The 20,179-nt window shown below is 42.9% G+C and carries 20 protein-coding genes; 4 read left to right on the forward strand and 16 right to left on the reverse strand.

The genetic code is table 11. The annotated features are described in order from the left end of the window. Positions 1–21: 21 nt before the first annotated feature. Positions 22–1,935 (reverse strand): threonine--tRNA ligase, encoded by a 1,914-nt coding sequence (gene thrS, locus EKN16_RS09385; protein ID WP_125655723.1) that lies wholly within the window; start codon positions 1,933–1,935, stop codon positions 22–24. A gap of 474 nt (positions 1,936–2,409) precedes the next feature. On the opposite strand from thrS, the gene EKN16_RS09390 reads away from it, so the two are divergent. Beyond that, a complete protein-coding gene (locus EKN16_RS09390) occupies positions 2,410–3,498 on the forward strand; it encodes a ParB/RepB/Spo0J family partition protein (protein ID WP_125655725.1) in 1,089 nt (362 codons plus the stop codon). Positions 3,499–3,578: 80 nt separating this feature from the next. On the opposite strand, the gene EKN16_RS09395 is transcribed toward EKN16_RS09390, so the two are convergent. The 3 genes from EKN16_RS09395 to EKN16_RS09405 all read right to left on the reverse strand — a co-directional run bounded on the left by EKN16_RS09395 (position 3,579) and on the right by EKN16_RS09405 (position 5,218). Next, positions 3,579–4,337, reverse strand: coding sequence for a hypothetical protein (locus tag EKN16_RS09395; RefSeq protein ID WP_125655727.1), 759 nt, complete (start codon positions 4,335–4,337; stop codon positions 3,579–3,581). Between the two features lie 113 nt (positions 4,338–4,450). Continuing rightward, entirely contained in the window at positions 4,451–4,648 is a 198-nt protein-coding gene (locus EKN16_RS09400; protein WP_125655729.1) for a hypothetical protein, read from the reverse strand. 147 nt (positions 4,649–4,795) lie between these two features. Then, positions 4,796–5,218 (reverse strand): ester cyclase, encoded by a 423-nt coding sequence (locus tag EKN16_RS09405; RefSeq protein WP_125655731.1) that lies wholly within the window; start codon positions 5,216–5,218, stop codon positions 4,796–4,798. Positions 5,219–5,263: 45 nt separating this feature from the next. On the opposite strand from EKN16_RS09405, the gene EKN16_RS09410 reads away from it, so the two are divergent. After that, positions 5,264–5,533, forward strand: coding sequence for a VOC family protein (locus EKN16_RS09410; RefSeq protein ID WP_331852373.1), 270 nt, complete (start codon positions 5,264–5,266; stop codon positions 5,531–5,533). A gap of 220 nt (positions 5,534–5,753) precedes the next feature. Here EKN16_RS09410 and EKN16_RS09415 read toward each other — a convergent pair whose 3' ends face one another. From EKN16_RS09415 to EKN16_RS09430, 4 genes are all read right to left on the reverse strand, one after another. Then, complete coding sequence (locus tag EKN16_RS09415) at positions 5,754–6,209, reverse strand: GyrI-like domain-containing protein (RefSeq protein WP_125655735.1); 456 nt, start codon at positions 6,207–6,209, stop codon at positions 5,754–5,756. Positions 6,210–6,305: 96 nt separating this feature from the next. After that, a complete protein-coding gene (locus tag EKN16_RS09420; RefSeq protein ID WP_164522745.1) occupies positions 6,306–6,698 on the reverse strand; it encodes a VOC family protein in 393 nt (130 codons plus the stop codon). A 508-nt stretch (positions 6,699–7,206) separates the two neighbouring features. Then, the gene (locus EKN16_RS09425; protein WP_125655739.1) at positions 7,207–7,611 is read right to left on the reverse strand and encodes a VOC family protein; all 405 of its coding nucleotides are present in this window, start codon (positions 7,609–7,611) and stop codon (positions 7,207–7,209) included. Positions 7,612–7,695: 84 nt separating this feature from the next. After that, positions 7,696–8,382, reverse strand: a complete 687-nt coding sequence (locus EKN16_RS09430) for a sigma-70 family RNA polymerase sigma factor (protein WP_125655741.1) — start codon at positions 8,380–8,382, stop codon at positions 7,696–7,698. A gap of 527 nt (positions 8,383–8,909) precedes the next feature. Between EKN16_RS09430 and EKN16_RS09435 the strand changes: the two genes are divergently transcribed. After that, positions 8,910–10,127: an IS110 family RNA-guided transposase gene (locus EKN16_RS09435; protein ID WP_125655743.1), complete on the forward strand. Its 1,218-nt coding sequence runs from the start codon at positions 8,910–8,912 to the stop codon at positions 10,125–10,127. Between the two features lie 126 nt (positions 10,128–10,253). Here EKN16_RS09435 and EKN16_RS09440 read toward each other — a convergent pair whose 3' ends face one another. Beyond that, positions 10,254–10,637: a hypothetical protein gene (locus tag EKN16_RS09440; protein ID WP_232016331.1), complete on the reverse strand. Its 384-nt coding sequence runs from the start codon at positions 10,635–10,637 to the stop codon at positions 10,254–10,256. Between the two features lie 312 nt (positions 10,638–10,949). Then, positions 10,950–11,225 carry a hypothetical protein gene (locus EKN16_RS09445; RefSeq protein WP_125655748.1) on the reverse strand — a complete coding sequence of 92 codons (276 nt, stop codon included), beginning with the start codon at positions 11,223–11,225 and terminating at the stop codon, positions 10,950–10,952. 279 nt (positions 11,226–11,504) lie between these two features. On the opposite strand from EKN16_RS09445, the gene EKN16_RS32170 reads away from it, so the two are divergent. Further along, positions 11,505–11,666, forward strand: a complete 162-nt coding sequence (locus tag EKN16_RS32170; protein ID WP_164522747.1) for a hypothetical protein — start codon at positions 11,505–11,507, stop codon at positions 11,664–11,666. A gap of 311 nt (positions 11,667–11,977) precedes the next feature. Here EKN16_RS32170 and EKN16_RS09450 read toward each other — a convergent pair whose 3' ends face one another. The 6 genes from EKN16_RS09450 to EKN16_RS09480 all read right to left on the reverse strand — a co-directional run bounded on the left by EKN16_RS09450 (position 11,978) and on the right by EKN16_RS09480 (position 19,920). Continuing rightward, entirely contained in the window at positions 11,978–12,424 is a 447-nt protein-coding gene (locus EKN16_RS09450; RefSeq protein ID WP_125655750.1) for a hypothetical protein, read from the reverse strand. Between the two features lie 1,258 nt (positions 12,425–13,682). Next, positions 13,683–15,788, reverse strand: a complete 2,106-nt coding sequence (locus EKN16_RS09460) for a transglycosylase domain-containing protein (protein WP_125655752.1) — start codon at positions 15,786–15,788, stop codon at positions 13,683–13,685. Between the two features lie 1,043 nt (positions 15,789–16,831). Beyond that, positions 16,832–17,128: a hypothetical protein gene (locus EKN16_RS09465; RefSeq protein WP_125655754.1), complete on the reverse strand. Its 297-nt coding sequence runs from the start codon at positions 17,126–17,128 to the stop codon at positions 16,832–16,834. Between the two features lie 78 nt (positions 17,129–17,206). After that, positions 17,207–17,773, reverse strand: coding sequence for a hypothetical protein (locus EKN16_RS09470; protein WP_125655756.1), 567 nt, complete (start codon positions 17,771–17,773; stop codon positions 17,207–17,209). Beyond that, a complete protein-coding gene (locus tag EKN16_RS09475) occupies positions 17,766–18,803 on the reverse strand; it encodes a BtrH N-terminal domain-containing protein (RefSeq protein WP_125655758.1) in 1,038 nt (345 codons plus the stop codon). Before EKN16_RS09475 ends, EKN16_RS09470 begins: the two co-directional genes overlap by 8 nt. A gap of 343 nt (positions 18,804–19,146) precedes the next feature. Further along, positions 19,147–19,920 carry a class I SAM-dependent methyltransferase gene (locus EKN16_RS09480; RefSeq protein ID WP_125655760.1) on the reverse strand — a complete coding sequence of 258 codons (774 nt, stop codon included), beginning with the start codon at positions 19,918–19,920 and terminating at the stop codon, positions 19,147–19,149. Positions 19,921–20,179: the final 259 nt, after the last annotated feature.

Consider the following 20,179-nt stretch of genomic DNA (forward strand, 5'->3'; position numbering starts at 1 on the left):
CCTTTCACAATCGGCAAAAGCTTACTTCTTCTCATTGATTTCTTCGCGCAAGCTCAGAATTATTTCCTCTATATGAAGTGATCCGATGTCGCCTTCTCCACGCTTCCTAATCGAAACTTGGCCGGATTCTCGCTCTTTCTTACCAAGAACGAACATATAGGGCACTTTCTCCAGCTGAGCCCCGCGAATCTTGTATCCAAGCTTCTCTTCGCGAATATCAATTTCAACGCGAATACCGGCCTCTTCAAGCTCCTTCTTCAATTGAAAAGCATAATCGATATCATTCTTAGATACAGGAATAATCTTTGCTTGAATTGGAGCGAGCCACAGCGGGAAAGCGCCAGAATAATGTTCAGTTAAGATGCCGATGAATCGATCGATTGATCCATACACCGCTCGGTGAATAACGACAGGTCGATGTTTCAGGCTATCTTCTCCGATATAGTTAAGATCGAATTTCTCCGGCATTTGAAAATCCAGCTGAACCGTCCCGCATTGCCAGCTCCGCTTGAGCGCATCGAGAATATGAAAGTCAATCTTCGGTCCATAAAATGCGCCATCCCCTTCATTCAAACGGTAGGGAACACCCAGCTTATCCAGCACATTTTGCAAAGATTGTTCGGCTTGATCCCATAGCTCCTCAGAGCCCATGGAGTCCTCCGGCCGTGTGGACAGCTCGATCTTATATTCGAAACCGAATACTTGATAGAAATAATCGATCATGACCATAATCCGTTTGATTTCCTCTTCAATTTGATCTGGTCGAACAAAGAGATGGGCGTCATCCTGACAGAATGTCCGCACTCGCATCATCCCGTTAAGTGCGCCTGAGAATTCATGACGATGCACCTGACCGAATTCAGCAATCCGTATGGGCAGCTCTCTATAGGAATGAAGGCTATTCTTATAAATAAGCATATGACCTGGACAATTCATCGGTTTCAAAGCAAACTTCGTGTCATCCACGTTAGTAAAGTACATATTTTCTTTATAGTGATCCCAATGTCCAGACTGCTCCCACATGCGGTTATTCATCATGAGCGGTGTACGAACTTCTTCATAATCGCGCTGTCTCTGCAGCTCTCTTGCGAAGTCCTCCAGCTCCGTGCGGATCGTCATCCCCTTCGGCAGGTAGAACGGCATACCCGGTGCTTCTTCCGAGAACATGAACAATTCGAGCTCCTTACCCAGCTTACGATGATCTCGTTTCTTCGCTTCCTCGAGCATATGCAAATGCTCCTCCAATTGAGCCTTCTTCGGAAAAGCAGTCCCATATATGCGCTGCAGCATTTTGTTATTGGAATCCCCTCGCCAGTAAGCACCCGCTACATTCAGCAGCTTGAACGCTTTGATGCGGCCAGTGGATGGCAGATGCGGTCCTCGACAAAGATCAAGAAATTCACCTTGCTTATAGACTGTTATCACGGCATCCAGCGGCAAAGCATGAATGAGCTCCAGCTTATAAGGGTCTTCCATCTTCTCGAAAATCGCAATTGCTTCATCGCGGCTGACAATTTGGCGGAGAATTGGAAGGTTCTCATCGATAATGTTGGCCATTTCTTTCTCAATAGCTTCAAGATTATCGGTCGACAGGGACTGCTCCATATCGATGTCATAATAAAATCCGTCTTCAATGACGGGACCAATACCAAGCTTGACGGCTTTATCTCCGTATAATCGTTTAATTGCCTGAGCCATGATATGCGCTGTACTGTGGCGATAAACGGATAGTCCGTCTATACTATCATGCGTTATAATCTCTACCTCACTGTCTTGCTCGATTGGTCGATTAAGATCAACTAAATTGCCGTTTATTTTGCCAGCAACCGCATTTTTCTTAAGACTTGTAGAGATTGATTCCGCTATTTGTTCGATTGTGGTCTCCTGCTTAACCCTCTTGATTGTTCCATCTGGCAGCATTACGTTGATTTCCATCCTCTTCATCCTCCATTCTTCCTTATTCGCTTTTATTTTTTGAACGCAAAAAAACGCATCTCTCCCACAAAGGGACGAGTGCGCTTAAGCTCGTGGTTCCACCCTAATTCGACCTGCAGCTGACATTTGAATAAACATATCCATGCTGCAAAATCCTTCTTAGTATCCGTTATCGAGGATAAGTCGGTCCCGCTTACAGCCTCGCAATCAACCTTCGAGGGTTCAACGTTACAGCTGCAAAGGGGTAATTTCACATCCGGGAACTGGAGAAGCTTACAGCTGGAACTTCTCTCTCTGAACAGTCCGTAAAGGAAATCATGTCTTTGGTCATAGCCTTATATATGTGACTTGTTACAATACTAAACACTTCGGGGTGTATTAGTCAAGTGTTTCCTTGGGTTAGGAGCATGCTGTATAATAACAAATGACCATCACAACGGAGAAGGCAATTTTAACGAATGACAGGAGCATACCATGGATATCATCGAACTTCCTACGCATTTGGTTGATGAAGATACGGACCAACCAAGATATCAATTTGATGAAGAAGCTTTAGAAGAATTAATGAAAAGCATTGAAGAGCTTGGGTTACTATCCCCTATTAAAGTAAGAACCACACCAGATGGCCGTTACAAAATCATCTATGGAAATCGCAGATATAAGGCCTGCAAAATGCTAAACCGCCCGACAATCCCATGCATCGTATCCACGGTTACAGATGAAATGGAAATTTATTTGGAGCAAATAGCGGAGAATCTAACCAGAGAAGGCTTCTCGCCGATTGAAGAGGCCGAGGCCTTCAATAAACTGCTGAATGATACGAAGTTTAGCAGCTCGACTAAATTCCTCTCCAGCAAGCTCGGCAAGCCTGAAGCCTACATCAAGAACAAATGTGAGCTACTGAAATTTAGCAATGCCGTGAAGAAATTGATTATCGGCGGAACAGAGATCAAGCAAGGCAAGCTCACGGAGGATCAGTTGCTGCCACTCAAGGACCTGCCTATTGAGTATCGAGATCCACTCGCCTTGATTATCGCTAGAGACGAGATGCCAGTCAGTGATGCTAAGAAGATCAGTCAATTATTCAAGGACAAGGACATTTCTGCTGGCACGAAGGACAAGCTATTATATAAATCAGGGAATGATCTTCTTGAGACCTGGTCCGTTTATCGACAGAATAGAGCGGAAAGAGCCAAACCTGCTGAACCTAAAGCAGCACCAGTGAAGCCGGAGAAACAAGTGAAAGCCGAGCTTCCAACAACAGCAACAACAATAACAACAGGAGCAGGAGCAGGAGCAGGAGCAATAGTAATCGAGTCGGCTGAGATGAAAACACCTTCATTTCCCGGAATCGAAGCTAAATTACAGGAATTAATCGCTTTAATTCCCGCTCACTCCCCCTTACCTGCAGAGTTGAAAATTTCCCACGAGGATATCAAACCAGAAGAGCTAGATCGCTTTCACGCTAATCTGGACAGCTTAATCGACAACCTTGAGAAGCATCTTCAGGAATGGAAAAGCATAAAGGATTTGTCTAAAGCTGCACTCCTATCAACAAAATAGCATATGCAAAAGGCTAAACTCGCGATCATCTTAATCCGAGGTTAGCCTCTTTTCTTTGGCTCTTGCCCATTCAGGCCTAATTAGTGGTCGATGCCCATTTGGATCTCCCTCTTCAACTGGAGCAGCTTCTCTGTGTAGGCATACGGTAATTTCAAGGCATGCTCTATCGTTTGAAGCGCTGCTTGTAACTGACCTGCTTTCGCCTGTGAATCAGCTAGATAATACCAGTAAGGAGCGGATTCCGGCATTTGCTGGATTAGTCGTTGATAGTATGGAATCACCTTTAGAAAATAATAAGGGTAGACATCCTTCGCAATGGCAAGCCCTTGTGGACTCCATCGATAAATCTCTATCTGGTACGCATCACCTGTATCATGCTTCCATAGGGCAATTTCATATCGACCGTCTCTCCCCTGCGTGCTGGGCATATCTTCGACTTCTAGTTTGCTGAAATAAGTGCCGCTTGGAATCAGATGCTCGAATTTTCCATTTTGCCACTGTAGGAGATCCAGCTCTGACCATATACTTCCGAACTGCCATCCTGCAATAATGGTTTGCACGTGACTATCAATAAGAGGTGCCGCTAACAAATAAGTAAGGTTATATCCACTGCCTTTAAACGTTGAGAGTTTCCTCCACCTACCGTTAATCAGTTTCAAAACTATTAGGTACATCTCGCCCTTATCCTTATAGCCTGCTATGAGCTCTACTTGACCGTCACCATCAATATCCGCTAGCAGGATAGCTGGCTGGTTATGCTGCTCTTGCAAATAAACCAATTCAGCATGTGGGGGTAGAAAAGGACGTACAAGCTGGGCCATTTCATCAAGATAACGCATTTTTATCCCTCGCTCGCTGCACTTCGATTTCAACAGATTTTATGCAATAACCCGTTATAAAAGCACCGAAAGGAACCGCGAATCTTTGGGCAATAAGGAATATGCAAAGGATATCAATATATCCTTAAACACAACCAAGCGGCTGCACTAATTGTTACAAGGGTGGCAAGCGTTACAAAGAAAACATAACCCGTTTTTGTTTTGGTAGCGGTATGTTTATCATAGAATTCAGAGCTTCTGTTGAAATATCCCGTCCATAGTTCGCCAAGCAAGCTCACTACTACAAGAAAAAAACTTTTGATAACTTTCATATCGAGAACACCCCTTCGGCATTGGATATACAAATAACAACATAAATCCCATTTCAGAATAAGAACTCTACTGTTCTCACTCGGCTGTAGTAAATGCTATGATTGGTAATTATCCTCCGCCTTCTTAAAGGTCTTATTCGATTCAGATTACGCTCTAGCGTTGCGTTCCAATTGAATACGTATCCCTTCGCGGTCAATCTGGATCCAATATTCAATGATTTTTCCATCTTCAACACGATAGACTGCACTTGCGATCTCCACGATTGGTTTTCCAGTTGGTAAAAAACCGTCCACTACTCCGATGTGAGTCCCAACTTGTTTCCATTTTACATAGACTCGATTATCTTGAGCCAGTAACTCTTGAATATTAATGCTGAATGAACCGTAAGCTTCAATCATTTCTCGGACATGATCTGCATAGTTAGTTGGGGACCGCTCTACAGTTACCTCATTTTCCGATGTAACCTGATGGGCCAAAATACATTCTGCCATATAATTATGTGCCGCATCGGGATCACGACCTGAACGTACTTTTTCAAAAAAAATCCTTACAACTTCTGATGCCGTCATCGTTTATCCCCTATCCCAAGTTATTAATTTTCATTTTACTTCAGAATGAACACGCACGCCATTCTTCAGCCGGATCTTCATCTGTTACGTATGGATGGGCCCGTGGTCCAGAATACGGTGAACGGAAAACTGCTGCCGCACACTGCCTATTTCACCGATCAAATTAACGAACACTATGCGTACATGCAAGAAAAAGGTGTTCGATTGGATCCTATTATCGAAGAAGGCGAATGTGGCTGGCACTTTGACCTCTATGACCCGGACGGAAATGTCATCACGATTTGGCGGGCGAAGAACTTAAGGGGAGTGTGTTGACAAATAAAGCAGCTAACCGACTTTAAAGGATTGGATTGGATTGCCTGCTTTTTCATGCTTATTACTATATTCTTGCCCCTACTTCAAGAAGTCCCAGAGATGGTACCGCGACCACGCTAAACTGCCCGTAACTTCAACAAACAAAAAAGGAGCTACTACATAGCAAGCTCCTCCGTAATCGTTTCCCGTTAATTTAATTTTCATGGAAGTTTAAAGTTCCTCACGCTTCTCGAAGTATCGGCACAAAAATATCGGCGTTATTAAAGTGTTGTTCTTCTCCAAATCTGAATACTTCAAGTGCAAGCGATCTTGGATTATTATCCAAACTTTTTTCTTGTAAAAAAGATTTAATTAGCGCATAAGGATCTTGATCTATTGATCTTACCTTGGCATAACGTTGACTTGGTACACTGAATCCAATCATGCCTTTCGGAACATCCTCAATTCTTGTTACTTCCATACAGTAGATGTAAGTAAAAAGTACATCGTTCGCAAAATGAGGACATACATATACGTGCGGATTCATAATCTCTTTAATTTCGCTTTTTCTAGCAAGAAATACTTGATGTGCTTCTTTTATGCTTTCCGGCTCAACCCTTTTGAAAACATTTGTTACGGGAACTCCGACAAAATGCTTCTCCTCAAGAGTAACGATCTCGATTTGATTGTTCTGCATAAACCTCTCTCCTTGCAATATGAGTTGGAAGAAATATTCTACTTTGATTATTCACGGAATCAATAAAGCAGCCTGCTCAACAAAGACTAGTGCCCCTCAGTCTTTTTTGGAAGCTCGAGACTGATGAACATCAAACATATTTCCGAACGGATCATAAAAAGTAAAGAACTTACCAATAACCCCTTCGTCTTTAATTTCATTGACTTTTGTTCCTAATCCTTTTAAGTAATTATGAAATCCTTCTATGTTTTTCACTTTGAATCCAATGGAGTAATGATCTTCCCCATTTACGAGAAAGGTAGATGTTGTTTGATCATTCGTTTTAACCAAAAACAGACTAGGACCTGTTATAAAGTTAACTGCCACCAATTCTGTGTTTTGGAATAAAACCTTTGCCCCTAATTTATTGCGATACCAATCTAAAGCTATTTCAAGATCCGAAACTGGAATTTCCGTGTATTCAATACCTTCAATAAAATTCTCTTCCAAACGGATTCTCCTTTTAAATGTAGTAGTTTAGGGCTAATAGCTCTTCGCCTATGTTATCAAACATTTGTTCGTATGTAAATGTTTTCCTATTGACCTAATCTGCCCGTTACTTCAATAAGAAAAGAGGAGCCACATCACTGCAAGCTCCTCTACTATCGTTTTCCGTTAGCGTAACAAAGACTACAGTGGGTCGTCGATTTCCCATCGAAGAAGTCTCCTAATCCTCCTCTAAGATAACCATATTCTTCATTTCAGGTGCTGCGCCTTTTTAAAAAACCAATAAGCTGCGTCTTCTTTAGTGCTGTCTTTTTCTGCAACTGCGGATTTAATTTTCATGGGAGCGTAATAGAACCCCGGAAAAGACTTCAGAGAATTGCTTTAGAATGGATGAACTTCTTTTACACAAAGAACAGGACAACTTTATGTCGTAGAATTCGACACGAAGTTATCCTGTAATTAATAACAAAACCTCAATATCGGCGTAAATCGCTCCAGCTAAAAATGGTCATCAAAGCTCTAATGCTTTGCTTTCTATTGGTATGACTTCAATAATATTAATAACGTGACCGTCGGGATCGCACACATCAAACATAATATGATGATTCCATGGCGAGGTCCACTCCACGATCGGCTTTAACTTGTACCCGCTAAGATCCAAATCTCTATACATTTCCCTTACATTTGTCGCATTAAGATTGTAGCTGTGGTAATCCAAAACTTGAACTTGCTCGGATTCAACTAAGGTCAGTAGCGGCCAGCCGCCTTGATCCTGGGTGAAGAAAAACGTTGCTCCACGACCAGGGTCCCAATTCTCGATTCCACGGCATCTCAACCCAAGAGCGGAATAGAATGGAATCGAATTCTCTAGACTGGTCACACGTACAAATACTGAACCTAATGTTTGCACTCCCATTTTTGCTGCCTCCAATATAATGAATATTTTCTACACTCAATAAACGACGTTCTTGATAGAAACCAAACATCCTCCACGAAAAAATTATTCCGTTATCATAAATCTGTTTCCATCTGGATCTTCCATATAGAAAGCAAGTTTGCCATTCACCCATAGTAACCTGCTAATACGTACCCTTCGCTTTGCGAGTCCTACATATGCACGGCAAATTGCCTTCGGATCTCGTCTACGGAACGCATAGACCAATTCGTCGAAATCACGAGGCAACCACTGCTCAGATGAATCGTTTGATCCCGAACGATCCTCTCCCACCTTCGATTGTAAGGCAATCTTTTTCAACCTGACCCGCGCACGACTAAGAGCAACTTGTACAGCATCTTCGGTAGAGGACAGAAAGATTGCCGTCTCTTTTGCAGTGAAATCAAAAACATCCCTCAACAACAGAATTACCATAGATCTAGGGGATAGCCGATGAGCCAGTACTTCCAACAGCTCTCTCGTCGTCAGCCCCTCATCGTTTATAGACACTTCTGGCACAGAATTGTCTAGCATCCGCAAATGACCTTTATTACGCTTCCATTTATCCTTCCAAGCATTGCTTACAGCACGGAATAAGTACGCCTTCGAAATTTGTTTTAGAGGATTTGCTTCTAGGATACGATGAACCTTTAACAGCGTGTCTTGCGTTAAATCTTCAGCCTCCCATGAATCATTCGACATTCGTAATCCATATTGGTATATCAACGCCTTCATTCGTTGCAAATCCACCATTGATTCCAGTATACTCTTCCTTTCTTGGCGATTCCTTACATTGTTAATTCCTTGTTGAAATGATAATTCCTTTTAATGGGGGAGTTCAAAATCGCTTGTTGACTTCATGTAGACTCCGGAACAGAAAAATGCTGAGCATAGGTGACCATCTCGCCATGCTACATTTATTCCGGGCGCGAAAATTAAATGAATGTTGCGTTAAACTGCCCGTTACTTCAATGAAAAAGCAGACCACTGTTGTGATCTGCTCTGTTCAACTATAGTGTCCCGTTAGCCATTCATGCAGCGCAAGACCAGCGCTGCACCACAGAGGATGAAAATGGATGAAATCCGTCAATACTTCTACTACGGCTGGGTGAGGAAGGTCGATCAACTATGGTGCCTTAGAGCCCATCCGTTAGTCTGACTCCACCGACCACGGTGCATCACAGAATGTCGCTCCTTCGGGAAGCACTCATGGTAGATTAATCCTATTTTGGTTGTTGCACCAGCCCCCAATATTCAAAGCCGTAGAAAGGACAATTTCAATGGATATACTCATTGAGCGCGCATGTGGCATGGATGTTCATAAGGATTCCATTACTGCATGTACAATGACACCCGAAGGAAAGGAGATTCAAACGTTCTCTACTAAAACCGTATTTCTACTCCAATTAATTGACTGGATTAAAAAGCATGGTTGTACCCACGTAGCGATGGAGAGTACAGGCGTATTCTGGAAGCCAATAGTTAACCTATTAGAAGCTGAAGATATTGAATTTTTAGTTGTAAATGCTCAGCATATGAAAGCTCTCCCCGGACGTAAAACGGATGTGAAAGATGCGGAATGGATAGCCCAACTTCTTCGTCATGGGCTGCTAAAGGCAAGCTTCATTCCGAACCGTTACCAAAGGGAACTGCGAGAACTAGTTCGTTATCGCCGAAGCATCATTGAAGAACGAGCTAGACAACATAATCGGATTCAAAAAGTGTTAGAAGGAGCAAATATCAAGCTTGGGTCTGTGGTTTCAGATATTATGGGTGTCTCATCTAAGGACATGCTTCACGCCATCGCAGACGGTGAAGAAGATCCGGAGAAATTAGCAAGCTTCGCTCGGCGAACGCTGAAAAAGAAGAAAGATGAACTTGAGCTCGCTCTTCGAGGTTACGTTAATCCTCATCAACGCATGATGCTTAAAACCATTTTAGGTCACATTGACTTCCTCACCGAACAAATTGAGAGGTTAGATCAAGAGGTTGCCCAGAGAGTTATTTCAGATCAAGAAGACATCGAGCGATTAGACTCTATCCCTGGAATTGCCACTCGAATGGCTGAACAAATCTTAGCTGAAATAGGAACAAACATTAAAGAACAGTTTCCAAGTGCGGCTCACTTATGTTCTTGGGCAGCACTCGTACCTGGACATAATGAGAGTGCAGGCAAACGGAAATCCTCTAAAGGAAAGAAAGGAAACAAATATTTAAAATCTGCCTTAACAGAAGCCGCACACTCCGTAGGTGCTTCAAAAAACTATCTTGGCGCTATGTACAGACGAACATTAGCACGAAAAGGCAGAAAAAGAGCAGCTGTTGTTGTGGCCCATGCCATGCTGAGAATCGCTTATTATCTGCTGACAAGAAAAGAAATGTATGTAGACTTAGGTGAAGATTATTTTGATAAACAAAAACTTGGAGCTATTGTACGGAATTCGGTTCGAAGACTCGAAACTTTAGGCTACAACGTTACCATTTCGGAAGTCTCCTGATCCACGGATCACCAATATCCTAGGCGCTTCATATTTTTAAAAAATCAAAGAGACGCGTCTTCTTTAGTGCTGCTCTTTTCTTCGACTCCCAGCTTTTAATTTTCATGGTAGTTGAACGGATTACTGTTATGGATGTTCTCGTGTAGACTCATATTCCTCAATTATTTCCTCACGACACTCATCTGCGCCTTCCTCATCAAGCTCTTGGTCGTCCAGCCATTGATAATAATGACCCAGTTCATGTACAATTGAACCCAAAATTGCAGCCAAGGTATTATCTTGCCCACGATCATCTACCATTTCCAAATAATCTCCTGTGGCAACTCTTATATAGGGTTCTTCGTTCTTGTCATATGGTGCAAAGAATGTTGCAGATACAAGCTCTTTTGTGTATCTGTTTTTGATTTGATAATCTCTTTTTAAATAGACGACCACTCGTATTGGGAAATTGTATTCTGTTCGCAGCCACTTGGCAAATTCGAGACAGGCTCGTTTGACTTCGGGATGCACTCCCGATTCTGTTCTTATTCGTAAGCCATTCCTCGGATAGTTCATTTTTCCCCCACGCATTTGATTATTTGATTGTATTTAATTTTAGCACGTGGAGCACTTTTACTAAAACATTGAATGGTTGAATTATTCTGCCCGTTACTTCAATGAAAAAATCAGGCTACCGTAGTGCCTGCTCATCAATGTTCATTATTCAACTAAAGTTCCTCGTTAGCTTAATCTTTTCTTTTATTACGTCTATATCTAATAAAAAAATATATACAAATTAGAGTGAGCCCCATAAAACTGACGTACCTGTAATATTCAGGACTATCAGTCTTCATAAGAGCAGGATAACCAAAAATAATTAAAAGCGGCATTCCACTTGCTAAAAGTAATCTTTCGTACATAAGGTTGCCCCCTCACCAATATACTAATCTGCCCTTTAACGTAATGAAGCTGCCCTTCGTTTTTCGCCGTAGCGCAAGCATCTATGGAACTTTTACGGTTTCTCTTTCGTTTTGCAGCAACATATATCCCAAAAAGTATCGCTAAGGCGCACATTACGCCTATCTCTAGCCCATTTAAAAAATCCATAAAATCACCCATCAGAAGTCCCCTATTTATATCAATAATAGTACCACATATTGGAACTATCCTGCCCGTTAGCAATCGCTTCTTCTTTGGTCAAACCCCATTTTCTCCGATTGCCATCTGGGGCAAAGACTTCGAAGCGCTTTTCTGGACGGACGACAGGGATAGCTGCTGATTCTCTTATGATCCAACAATGATGGGTTTCGTTGTACAAGAATACTAATCGATGATGTTCTGAACTCAGTACAAAATCAGAAACGAATTCCTTTTCTTCATCCGTTAACTTAAAATTGCATGTTACAAGCCATTACTACTATTGAAGCTGAAACGGATAAAGACGCAGTTAACTTTTATCTTTCATGTGGGTTCATAGTGAAAGCTTTAGGTGAGCTATATCCAGGAACTGAGCTATTTTTATGCGTGAAGATTACTGATCATTATAAAACAGGGATTTAATCCAGTTGATATATTGGTAAGAGTCAAGCCTTGTCCACCTTCAAGCTTGTCTAAGTCCGTGAGAAGATGAGAGCAACCGAAACTTAGAGGAGGTTGCCTTATGTCATCCAAAGAACAACGCAGCCGATCGTTTGCCGCGTCTTTAAACAACAATAACTACAGTTAAACAGCCCTCATCATGACCGCATGGTGGGGCTGTTTGATGCATACACTGTAACCGAGAAATTACACTCAGGATTATGGTCAATGGCCGTATTCAGAATTGAACACGGCCATTCTCAAGAAGCTCGTCTGTCACCTAAAAGCGACGATCAACGCGCCCTTGGCAAGTACCTTTGAAAGATTGACAGTAGTCCAAAAATTCCACTAAAAAAAGAGTAGTAATTAATAAAAACAGTATTTGTATATTGGTTAATTACTCCAAAACGGTCGATTAAATTATTCAGTGTCTTATAAATATCAATAGCGTGAATATATTGGAGATAGAGACTTAACCCAAATAATAAAAGAAAAACGAATGGAAAAACAGCTTTTCCTTTAGCAAAATATTGTTCTTTTCTGATTAAAATGAATATCCCTGCAAGAAGCAACAAATAACAGGGAATTTCGAGAAACCACAGTATTATTGCTGGATTGCCATTACCTGATATTGCTCTTCCTGGTGTCATTTTAGTAGTAATTAGATCCACCAAAAATACTATGATAAGATTAAATAACAGGGTCGTAGTTATCGATATCAGTAAAGTTTTCTTTTTCACCTATTATCCTTTCATTATCGCAGTATTAGCAGGACCAAGTTAGGTGGATAGCAAAGTTGGGAGCTTGGGTCATCCAGTTCAACCAAACTGTAGAGGTATTTGTTGCACCGTTATCAGGGTCTTTGATTCCAAAATATTTTGAATCATCCGCCTTGACTTCGTAGCCAATTGCAGCAACAAAGTGATAATTTACATATGAGTCATCTGAAACATAGTAATCGTAACAAATAGCAGAAGGGGCCTATTATAATTAATATAGCTCTTGAACTAATGTTGTTCCTAATATTCCAGAATTCATCTCACCATAAATGTGGTTAACCAACCCGGCATTACTACCATAATATGTATTATTTCTTACATTATAACCTTGCGACTTATAATAGTTTACAATCATTGCACCAGTTGTTGGCCCACATGCGGATTTGGAATTGGTTATCCCTGTTGATTGTTGGTAATTACGTGTAACTGCCAATTCTTTTTTAGAAGTGGCTGTTGCTGCTAACGTCTGATTAGAGTTAACAGAAGATAAATAATAATTCCAGTTGCTTGTGTTGTCTCCGGTGCTTTTTGGAAGAGTTCTAGGAATAACGGTATTTGCATTTTTACTGGATACAGACGCATTTGCTTGCCTTATTGACTTTGTATCTGAGGTATCCAGCCAACAACTTTTCCCTGAATCTTATCCCGAGAAAATGGTTTCTCATAAAAGTCACTTCTCCACTTCCTGCCGAAAATTCTCGGCAACCTGAAGCTCTCCAGCGGTTCCAATACACCCGGCTTCCTCATCTCAAGCGGTGTTGCACTACTCTATATCGTGATCATGCTCGCCGTCCAAGACGCTTGGAAAAAAGCCTGGATCGGCAATGGCGGCAAAGCGATGATCGATCAGACCTCAATCAAGAGCACTGGCGCGTCCTAATGTGACTGAGTGAGGAATCATTATGGCAGCCGCATCGCTTATCGCTGCGGAACCCGATAAGAGACAAATTAAGTCCCACCCGGGTAATGCCGAGTAATGACGTTCATATGCGTTTCTTTGCAAATCACGGGCGCGGTCCGTTCGGCAAAGAAGCGAAGGCCACTCCCCTCCCTGTTCGCGCCGCCTGCGCCCGCAAATCAGCAAGATGCGGATACCCGCTTGGATTGGATCGACAGGGTGATTGAGCACACTCTGCAGCTGTTTGTCATCCTCTCTAGGAGCAGTCCACTACTACTGATGACCGGCCTCCTGAGGGTGTCGGTTTTTTATGCCTCTATCTTACTCTCTCTTGCCTTTGTCCTTGTCTTTCGGTTTTCCGTGCTTGCGGCCTTCCGAACGATCCTCGTCTTTCTTACTGTGGTCTTTATTGGACTTATTGTGGTCTTTATTGGACTTACCGTGGTCTTCATTGAACTTTTCGCGCCCTTTATCGGGCTTTGACTTTTTCTCCTCGTTCTTGCCGTCTTCTTCAGGTTTATTCTGTTTCTTCTCCGAAATGCCTGGAGCTTTAGGGAAAGCGATGACCGGCTCGCCTTTAAGCGCCTCACTCATTAGCTCCTGAAAGACGGCTGCCGCAGCCTTCGATGTCGTCGTTAAATAATGGTTCTCATCCGTATGGTCGTAACCAAGCCAAACAGCTCCGACAAGCTGAGGGGTGTATCCGACAAACCAGTTGTCTTTGGCCCCTTCTCCTCCGGTACCCGGCATTTCCGTTGTTCCCGTCTTACCGGCGACCGGGCGATCCTCAATCGCGGCTGCCTCTCCCGTCCCTTCCCGCACAACACCTTCGAGCATAGCCGTCATCGTATGCGCCACCGACGATTCCGTCGTTTTTTCCCCTGTATTCTCAGCAGCTTCTGCCAATATTTCGCCATCGGCGGATTCTATACGGATAATCGAATGCGCTGGCATCCGAGTCCCGTCATTGGCAAACACACCGAAAGCTTCGGCCATATCCAAAGGTGAAACACCTTCCTGCAGGCCGCCTAGTGCAAGGCCAAGTGTACGGTCTGCATCCGTGAGCTCGATCCCGAATCGATTAGCTGCATCCATGCCGGCATCGATGCCGATTTCGTCCAGTAATCGAACAGCCGGCACATTGTAGGAATGAACGATCGCATCGTAGATCGATACCTCTCCATGGTATGCCCCTCCGGCATTCTTCGGTTGATAGCCTCCGAAATCTACCGGCTCGTCCAAAAGCCTATCATCGGGGCTGTAGCCTTGCTCAAAGGCCGGCGTGTATACCGAGATCGGCTTCATCGTGGAACCGGGCTGACGCTTCAGCTGCACGGCGCGGTTAAACCCGCGAAACGGCTGATTGCCCCGCCCGCCAATCAGCGCTTTAATTCCGCCGTCGCGCGGATCGACCAGAACGGCGCCGCTTTGGATGAGTTGATCCGCTTTGCTTTCAGGAAACAATAGTTCCTGCGCATAAACACGTTCGGCAGCCTGCTGCATTTTCGTATCCAGCGTCGTATAGATTCGCAATCCACCATGCAGAACTTCATTCTCTGTCAAACCGTATAGGTTAGATGCTTCACGTATGATCTGATCCACATAATAAGGGTATTTGATGGCTTTACCGCGGATCGGCTTGAAGCTGCGCAGCTTAATCGGTTCAAGGATTGACGAATCGTACACATTCGCGCTTATTTTACCTTGTTCCTTCATGAGCTGAAGCACGACGTTGCGGCGATCCTTAGCCTGCTCCGGGTGTTTGAAAGGAGATAGTGCAGAAGGCGCCCTGATGATACCTGCTAGCATAGCCGACTCCGAGAGCGTTAGCTGATTGACCCTTTTGCCGAAGTAAGTCTCTGCCGCCGGCTTGATTCCCCAAGCCCCTTCTCCGAAGTAAATTTGATTGAGATACTTTTCCATAATTTGCTGCTTATCGTAATTTCCCTCGATTTTTTTGGCAAGCAGAACTTCGTTCCATTTCCGTGTCCACGTTCGCTCTTGGGATAAAAAGACGTTTTTAGCCAGCTGCTGCGTAATCGTACTCGCGCCCTGTACGGTTTTCCCATTCGTCAGGTTTGTAAAAAGAGCACGTCCTATTCCCCATATATCCATCCCGTCATGCTCGAAGAATCGTTTATCCTCCACAGCTACCACCGCATCAACCAGGTGCTTCGGCAATCTGTCATAGCTCACGGCCTCGAACGTGTTCAGCGAAATCCGGCTCGCTTCCTTCTCATTCTGATCATATATAATCGTTGCGGCAGGCAGCGGCTTCCCGAGCAGTGTAATATCTTGCCTTGCAACCATCACGCCAAATACAGCCCAACCTGCGGCGGCGAATAGGCCTCCCGCCAGAAGTGCGGCAATAATAGCTTTTTTCCACGAAAATCGTTTCTTTGGTTTCTCTTTGATGATCGGTTCCATACAGATGCCCCCAAGCTCTTCCTATTAACCTACTCTCGTCATAGTTAATATTTCGCAGAGAAAACCGATTTTCAGTGCGTTCGACCTAAATTACTCGTACTTTTTAACCAGGATTCCTACTAAAAGCATTAAGCCCGTCCCAATTCCCGTTAACGTTTTCTGTTAGCTCAACAATCGTTCAAATATGCAAAACCCTCTCATCCATTCCGTTAAAACCGATTGATTGATATAAATGATGTGCATTATGACAGGCAAGTAACCTTACCGTTCGAATTTCTTGTTCACCGACAAAGCCATATTTACAATCCTTATAGAAACAATAAGGCATGTCTTCTTTAATAAACGCACCTGCGCAAGCAACTATCTGCTTATTTTCTTCTACAATGAAAATGTCGCCGTCAAGAACATATTGACTTTTTGGAACTTTTATCTCTTTCGTGGTATTAAATCCATCCTTTGTGCCATCAATATAACCTGTTGGAATTTCAGGTCTTACACCATGAAACTGTTTGCCATAATTAAGCTAACTCCATTCAAAACTGCACGTTACTTCAATAGAAAAGAGGAGCTGCTGCATAGGCATCTCCTCTACAATATGTTCGTCAGCGTATGGAAGAGGGATGCCTGAACGCAGTGGTCATCTTCGATGAGATCAAAGACAAGGATACAACGGTAGTGTAACTACCCTTCGCTACTTCATCAGACCGCTGAAACCCATCGTCACTTCGAACGCCACGGAACGGTTTGCGACCGTACCTGGTGAGCAAGCACAAGTCGACTGGGGGCATTTACGAGTAGCTTGGAATCAATCCTAAAAGCGCTTGTATGCATTCATTATGGAGCTTGGTTATTCACGGACGTTGTATGTGGAATATACAGAAGATGAGAAAGTAGAGACGCTTATCGGGCTGTCATGAACAAGCCATGGCGTACTTTGGAGGAATTACCCGAACCTGCTTGTATGACAATATGAAGACGGTAGTCATCGGGCAATGAGCAACCCGTAGCACTTCATCGGCGCCAACTCACGTGAAGGACTAATGTCAAGTTTTCTTTCCTCGTTGACTGCTAAGTAATAGGAGCCTCTCTGCGTTCTCCAGGGACGCACTATTAACCGCATCCGAGTCGACGATGAATTGGTTTTCAAGGAAACAGGATATTTTCAACTGCTTGACCTTCATCTTGTTGGACGTAAATTTGATCTCTACATCCAGGACGAACATATCCTTCCCGAGCGCTTCCTGCACGCCGGTGTAAGACAGTGGGTCGACGATTTCCCATCGAAGTCCGATTCGAAGTGGCAGCTTCGAATCGAACTCATAAATAATATCCTCGTTCATCCCCAGTTCCACCAAAGCTTCCGCGCTGCCGAGGTGAAGTGGTTGCGCGTGGTCGTAGCTTACGACGGTTTCCCAAGACTAAGGGGTTTCCAAAGTAATTGAAAACACATGCATGTTTGGATTAAATGGAAGTTTCATATGACAAACCTCCATGCCGTTTGGAAAAGGAACAGAACAGCAGAAAATCGCCCTCGGCCCTTCACTTGTTGTCGTAACAAGTCCGGCCACTTTGCAAATCTTTGAGGGTCTGTCATATTCCCAGCTCTCGATTCCCTTCCAGAAGTTATAGAAAAAAACTTCCACCTGTTCCTCTAAGCCATTCGCATCTATCACACAAATCGTCTCGCTGAAGTCTGCACTTTCACAGAAACCAATCAAGTGCATCTTACTGTACCTTTTAACCGCTGTTTCCAAACTCTGGCCTTCACAGCATACATGATCATAACCTTCCTTCGAAATATCCGGAAAGATAAAAGGTATCCCATAACGTTCATATGTCTCATTTATGCCAGGCAAGCATTCAGGCTTAAAAAGTTCATCGAAATGTGCTACTCTATAGGTCTCCGGCGCTGTTTCCCCCACCTCAAAGTTTACATACTTATGATTAAGAAATAAATTAAGATCTTGCTTATGGAAATCAGTCACAAGTTTTCACCCTCCATTCCTCGAGAACTTGGAACAAACTTGTAAAATACCTTTCTTCTAATTCTGGCAAATTCTTTACCTTCTTGGTAATAGAATCAGAATAGGCTTTATTTAACTTTTCGGAATTGCCGCACTTCCCGAAAACTCCGGCGATATATCCCCAATGCTCCAACAGCTCATCTGCAAGCGCTGCTGCAGGATTGCCCTCTCCAAAGACTTTCAGAAGCCTGTATCTTTCCACTGACTTTGATACCCGGAAATGATTCAACTGCTGATTAATTTTCTCTACCATATTTTTGTCAGAGAATAAATTATTGTTTAATACCCTGTCCTCAAAATTATCAGCAAACGTCCTTAATGTTGCTATACCTTCAAAGATGTCTGTTTTCCTGGATGTTATTGTATCGATAAATGAAGCTATGTTGTTCTTTTCATCATCGGGAGTATATTCCCTGTCTTTAAACTCAGGATCAAGGCTGTATTCTATATATCCCGTGAAGTCCGTTCGGCTCAGATTCCGCAAATACCCCTCATAACAATTCTGGGCATCTTCGTAGCTGAATTTGAATTCATCGTAGGTAAACCCTGTCGCATACTTGTGTTCCAGAATGTCAAATGCCTGAATTTCATCATCATAGCCATAGACAAGTACAATATGTACCCAGTGGTGCTTGTTGTATGCATCAAAACGTATTTTTTCATAAAAGCAATCTATGAACAGCAGGACAGGACGATTCGCATCTATAGAGTTCTTTAATTCCTGAATGACGTTCGTCGTGCTTTTTACCTGGCTGTTTATCCCCATATCCTTTAAAATGTCATCCATTTCCTTTATCGATTGGTGTTCCATCGAAATAAACCCCTGTGTAGAGTCATCCCCTTCTTTGTAGGTATAAATATCATTTAGCAAGACAGGCGTTATACTTTTTTTAAATTGCAATATGACGGGAAAAAGAGCGCTGTAGTAGCAGTTTTTGAAATATAAGTCATTCCACGCCTTGATGTTTCGAATTATTCCTTTAGTAGTCATATGTAACCTCCCTCATTCAGATATTTTACGGGCATAAAGAACTTTTATGACATTAGATTTGTTTTAGCCACATAACACACACGGCAAGTCCTTAAAGTCCACCCATCCGCTTGAGCGATCCTATCTAATTGCATCGACATTTACTTCGCCCAAAACTGTAAAACTACACGAAATATCTATCACCCCATTTTGCTTCTCCTTCGCTTTTTTGGACGTTATTTCACAACCGTTTCGAATTCATCCTACTCCCTTGATCCGTCTTGTTCTTGGAGATAAATTCCTCAAGCCGTTCAACGAGGCGCTGATTGATTGTATCTTCTATTTATTAAACCACGCTGCCCCTTTACCTACTCCATTCCGTATTTTTTGTGCACTTTATAATAAATGCAGGAGGAATTAATGATGCCTTTTTATATGTATACCACACTGTAGGATCTCCCGAATTAATTTCCTCTTGGATGACAACATCTTCAACTACCTTTTCAATTTGAAATCCCGCTTGAATTAGCTCATTAATATATGTGCTGAGTTTCAGTTGATTCATTATTGCCGGCTTATCCCATGGCTCACACTGTTGAAGACCTTCCTCATGGTAAGACTTATCAACTACAAGCTGTTCACCTTTCTGTCTAATTCGATTATGAAGCGGATGCTCCCAGCTAAAGATAAATGTTCCACCTGGTTTCAGGTAGCTGTACAGATGTTGTAGTGTCCTTCGCAAGTCAACGGTCCAACCAATCGCATAGATCGAATAAACAATATCAAAATACTTAATTGGGATACCGGGGTTATTTTCCATCGCCCCTTGAAAAAGGTTCAATTTTGTTTTGAAGTCCGTAAGGAGATCCCGCGCGGTCTCGATTTGAGTATTGGATAAATCGATTCCCCAAAGCTCAGAGGCTCCGTGCGAGGCCATGTATTTTAGGGAGTGCCCACTACCACAACCAATTTCTAAAACCTTCTTATCCGATAAATCACCAAATAGGTTTAGTTCGTTTTCTGTGGGCAGAAATGGGCCGTATATAGGAAGTGCAGTCCTGCCAAAAAACCGTGGAGCTACTTCATCCCAACTTTTTTTATTGGATAATATATAATCTTCTTTTATGGATTCCAACATGTAATTCTACCTCCCATGCTAATCGTAATATCCAATCTATTCCACGTGCGTGTTGTGTTCTCCTGCCCGTCAGGTGAGCAAAAGGCTGCCATTCATGCCGGCAGCCTTGTTCTGGATGTTTATTCAGCTATCGTGTCCCGTAAATTATATGTTTTTAATAACCGCGATCAATTTAACTACAGGAAAATGCAGGAAATTAAGCAAGGACCATCGAATAAATGTGTAGAAAGTTTTCGGTATATGCACGCTGAGTAAACAA

Origin of the sequence: Paenibacillus baekrokdamisoli, from assembly GCF_003945345.1 — a bacterium.
GTDB classification, from domain to species: Bacteria; Bacillota; Bacilli; order Paenibacillales; family Paenibacillaceae; genus Paenibacillus_Z; species Paenibacillus_Z baekrokdamisoli.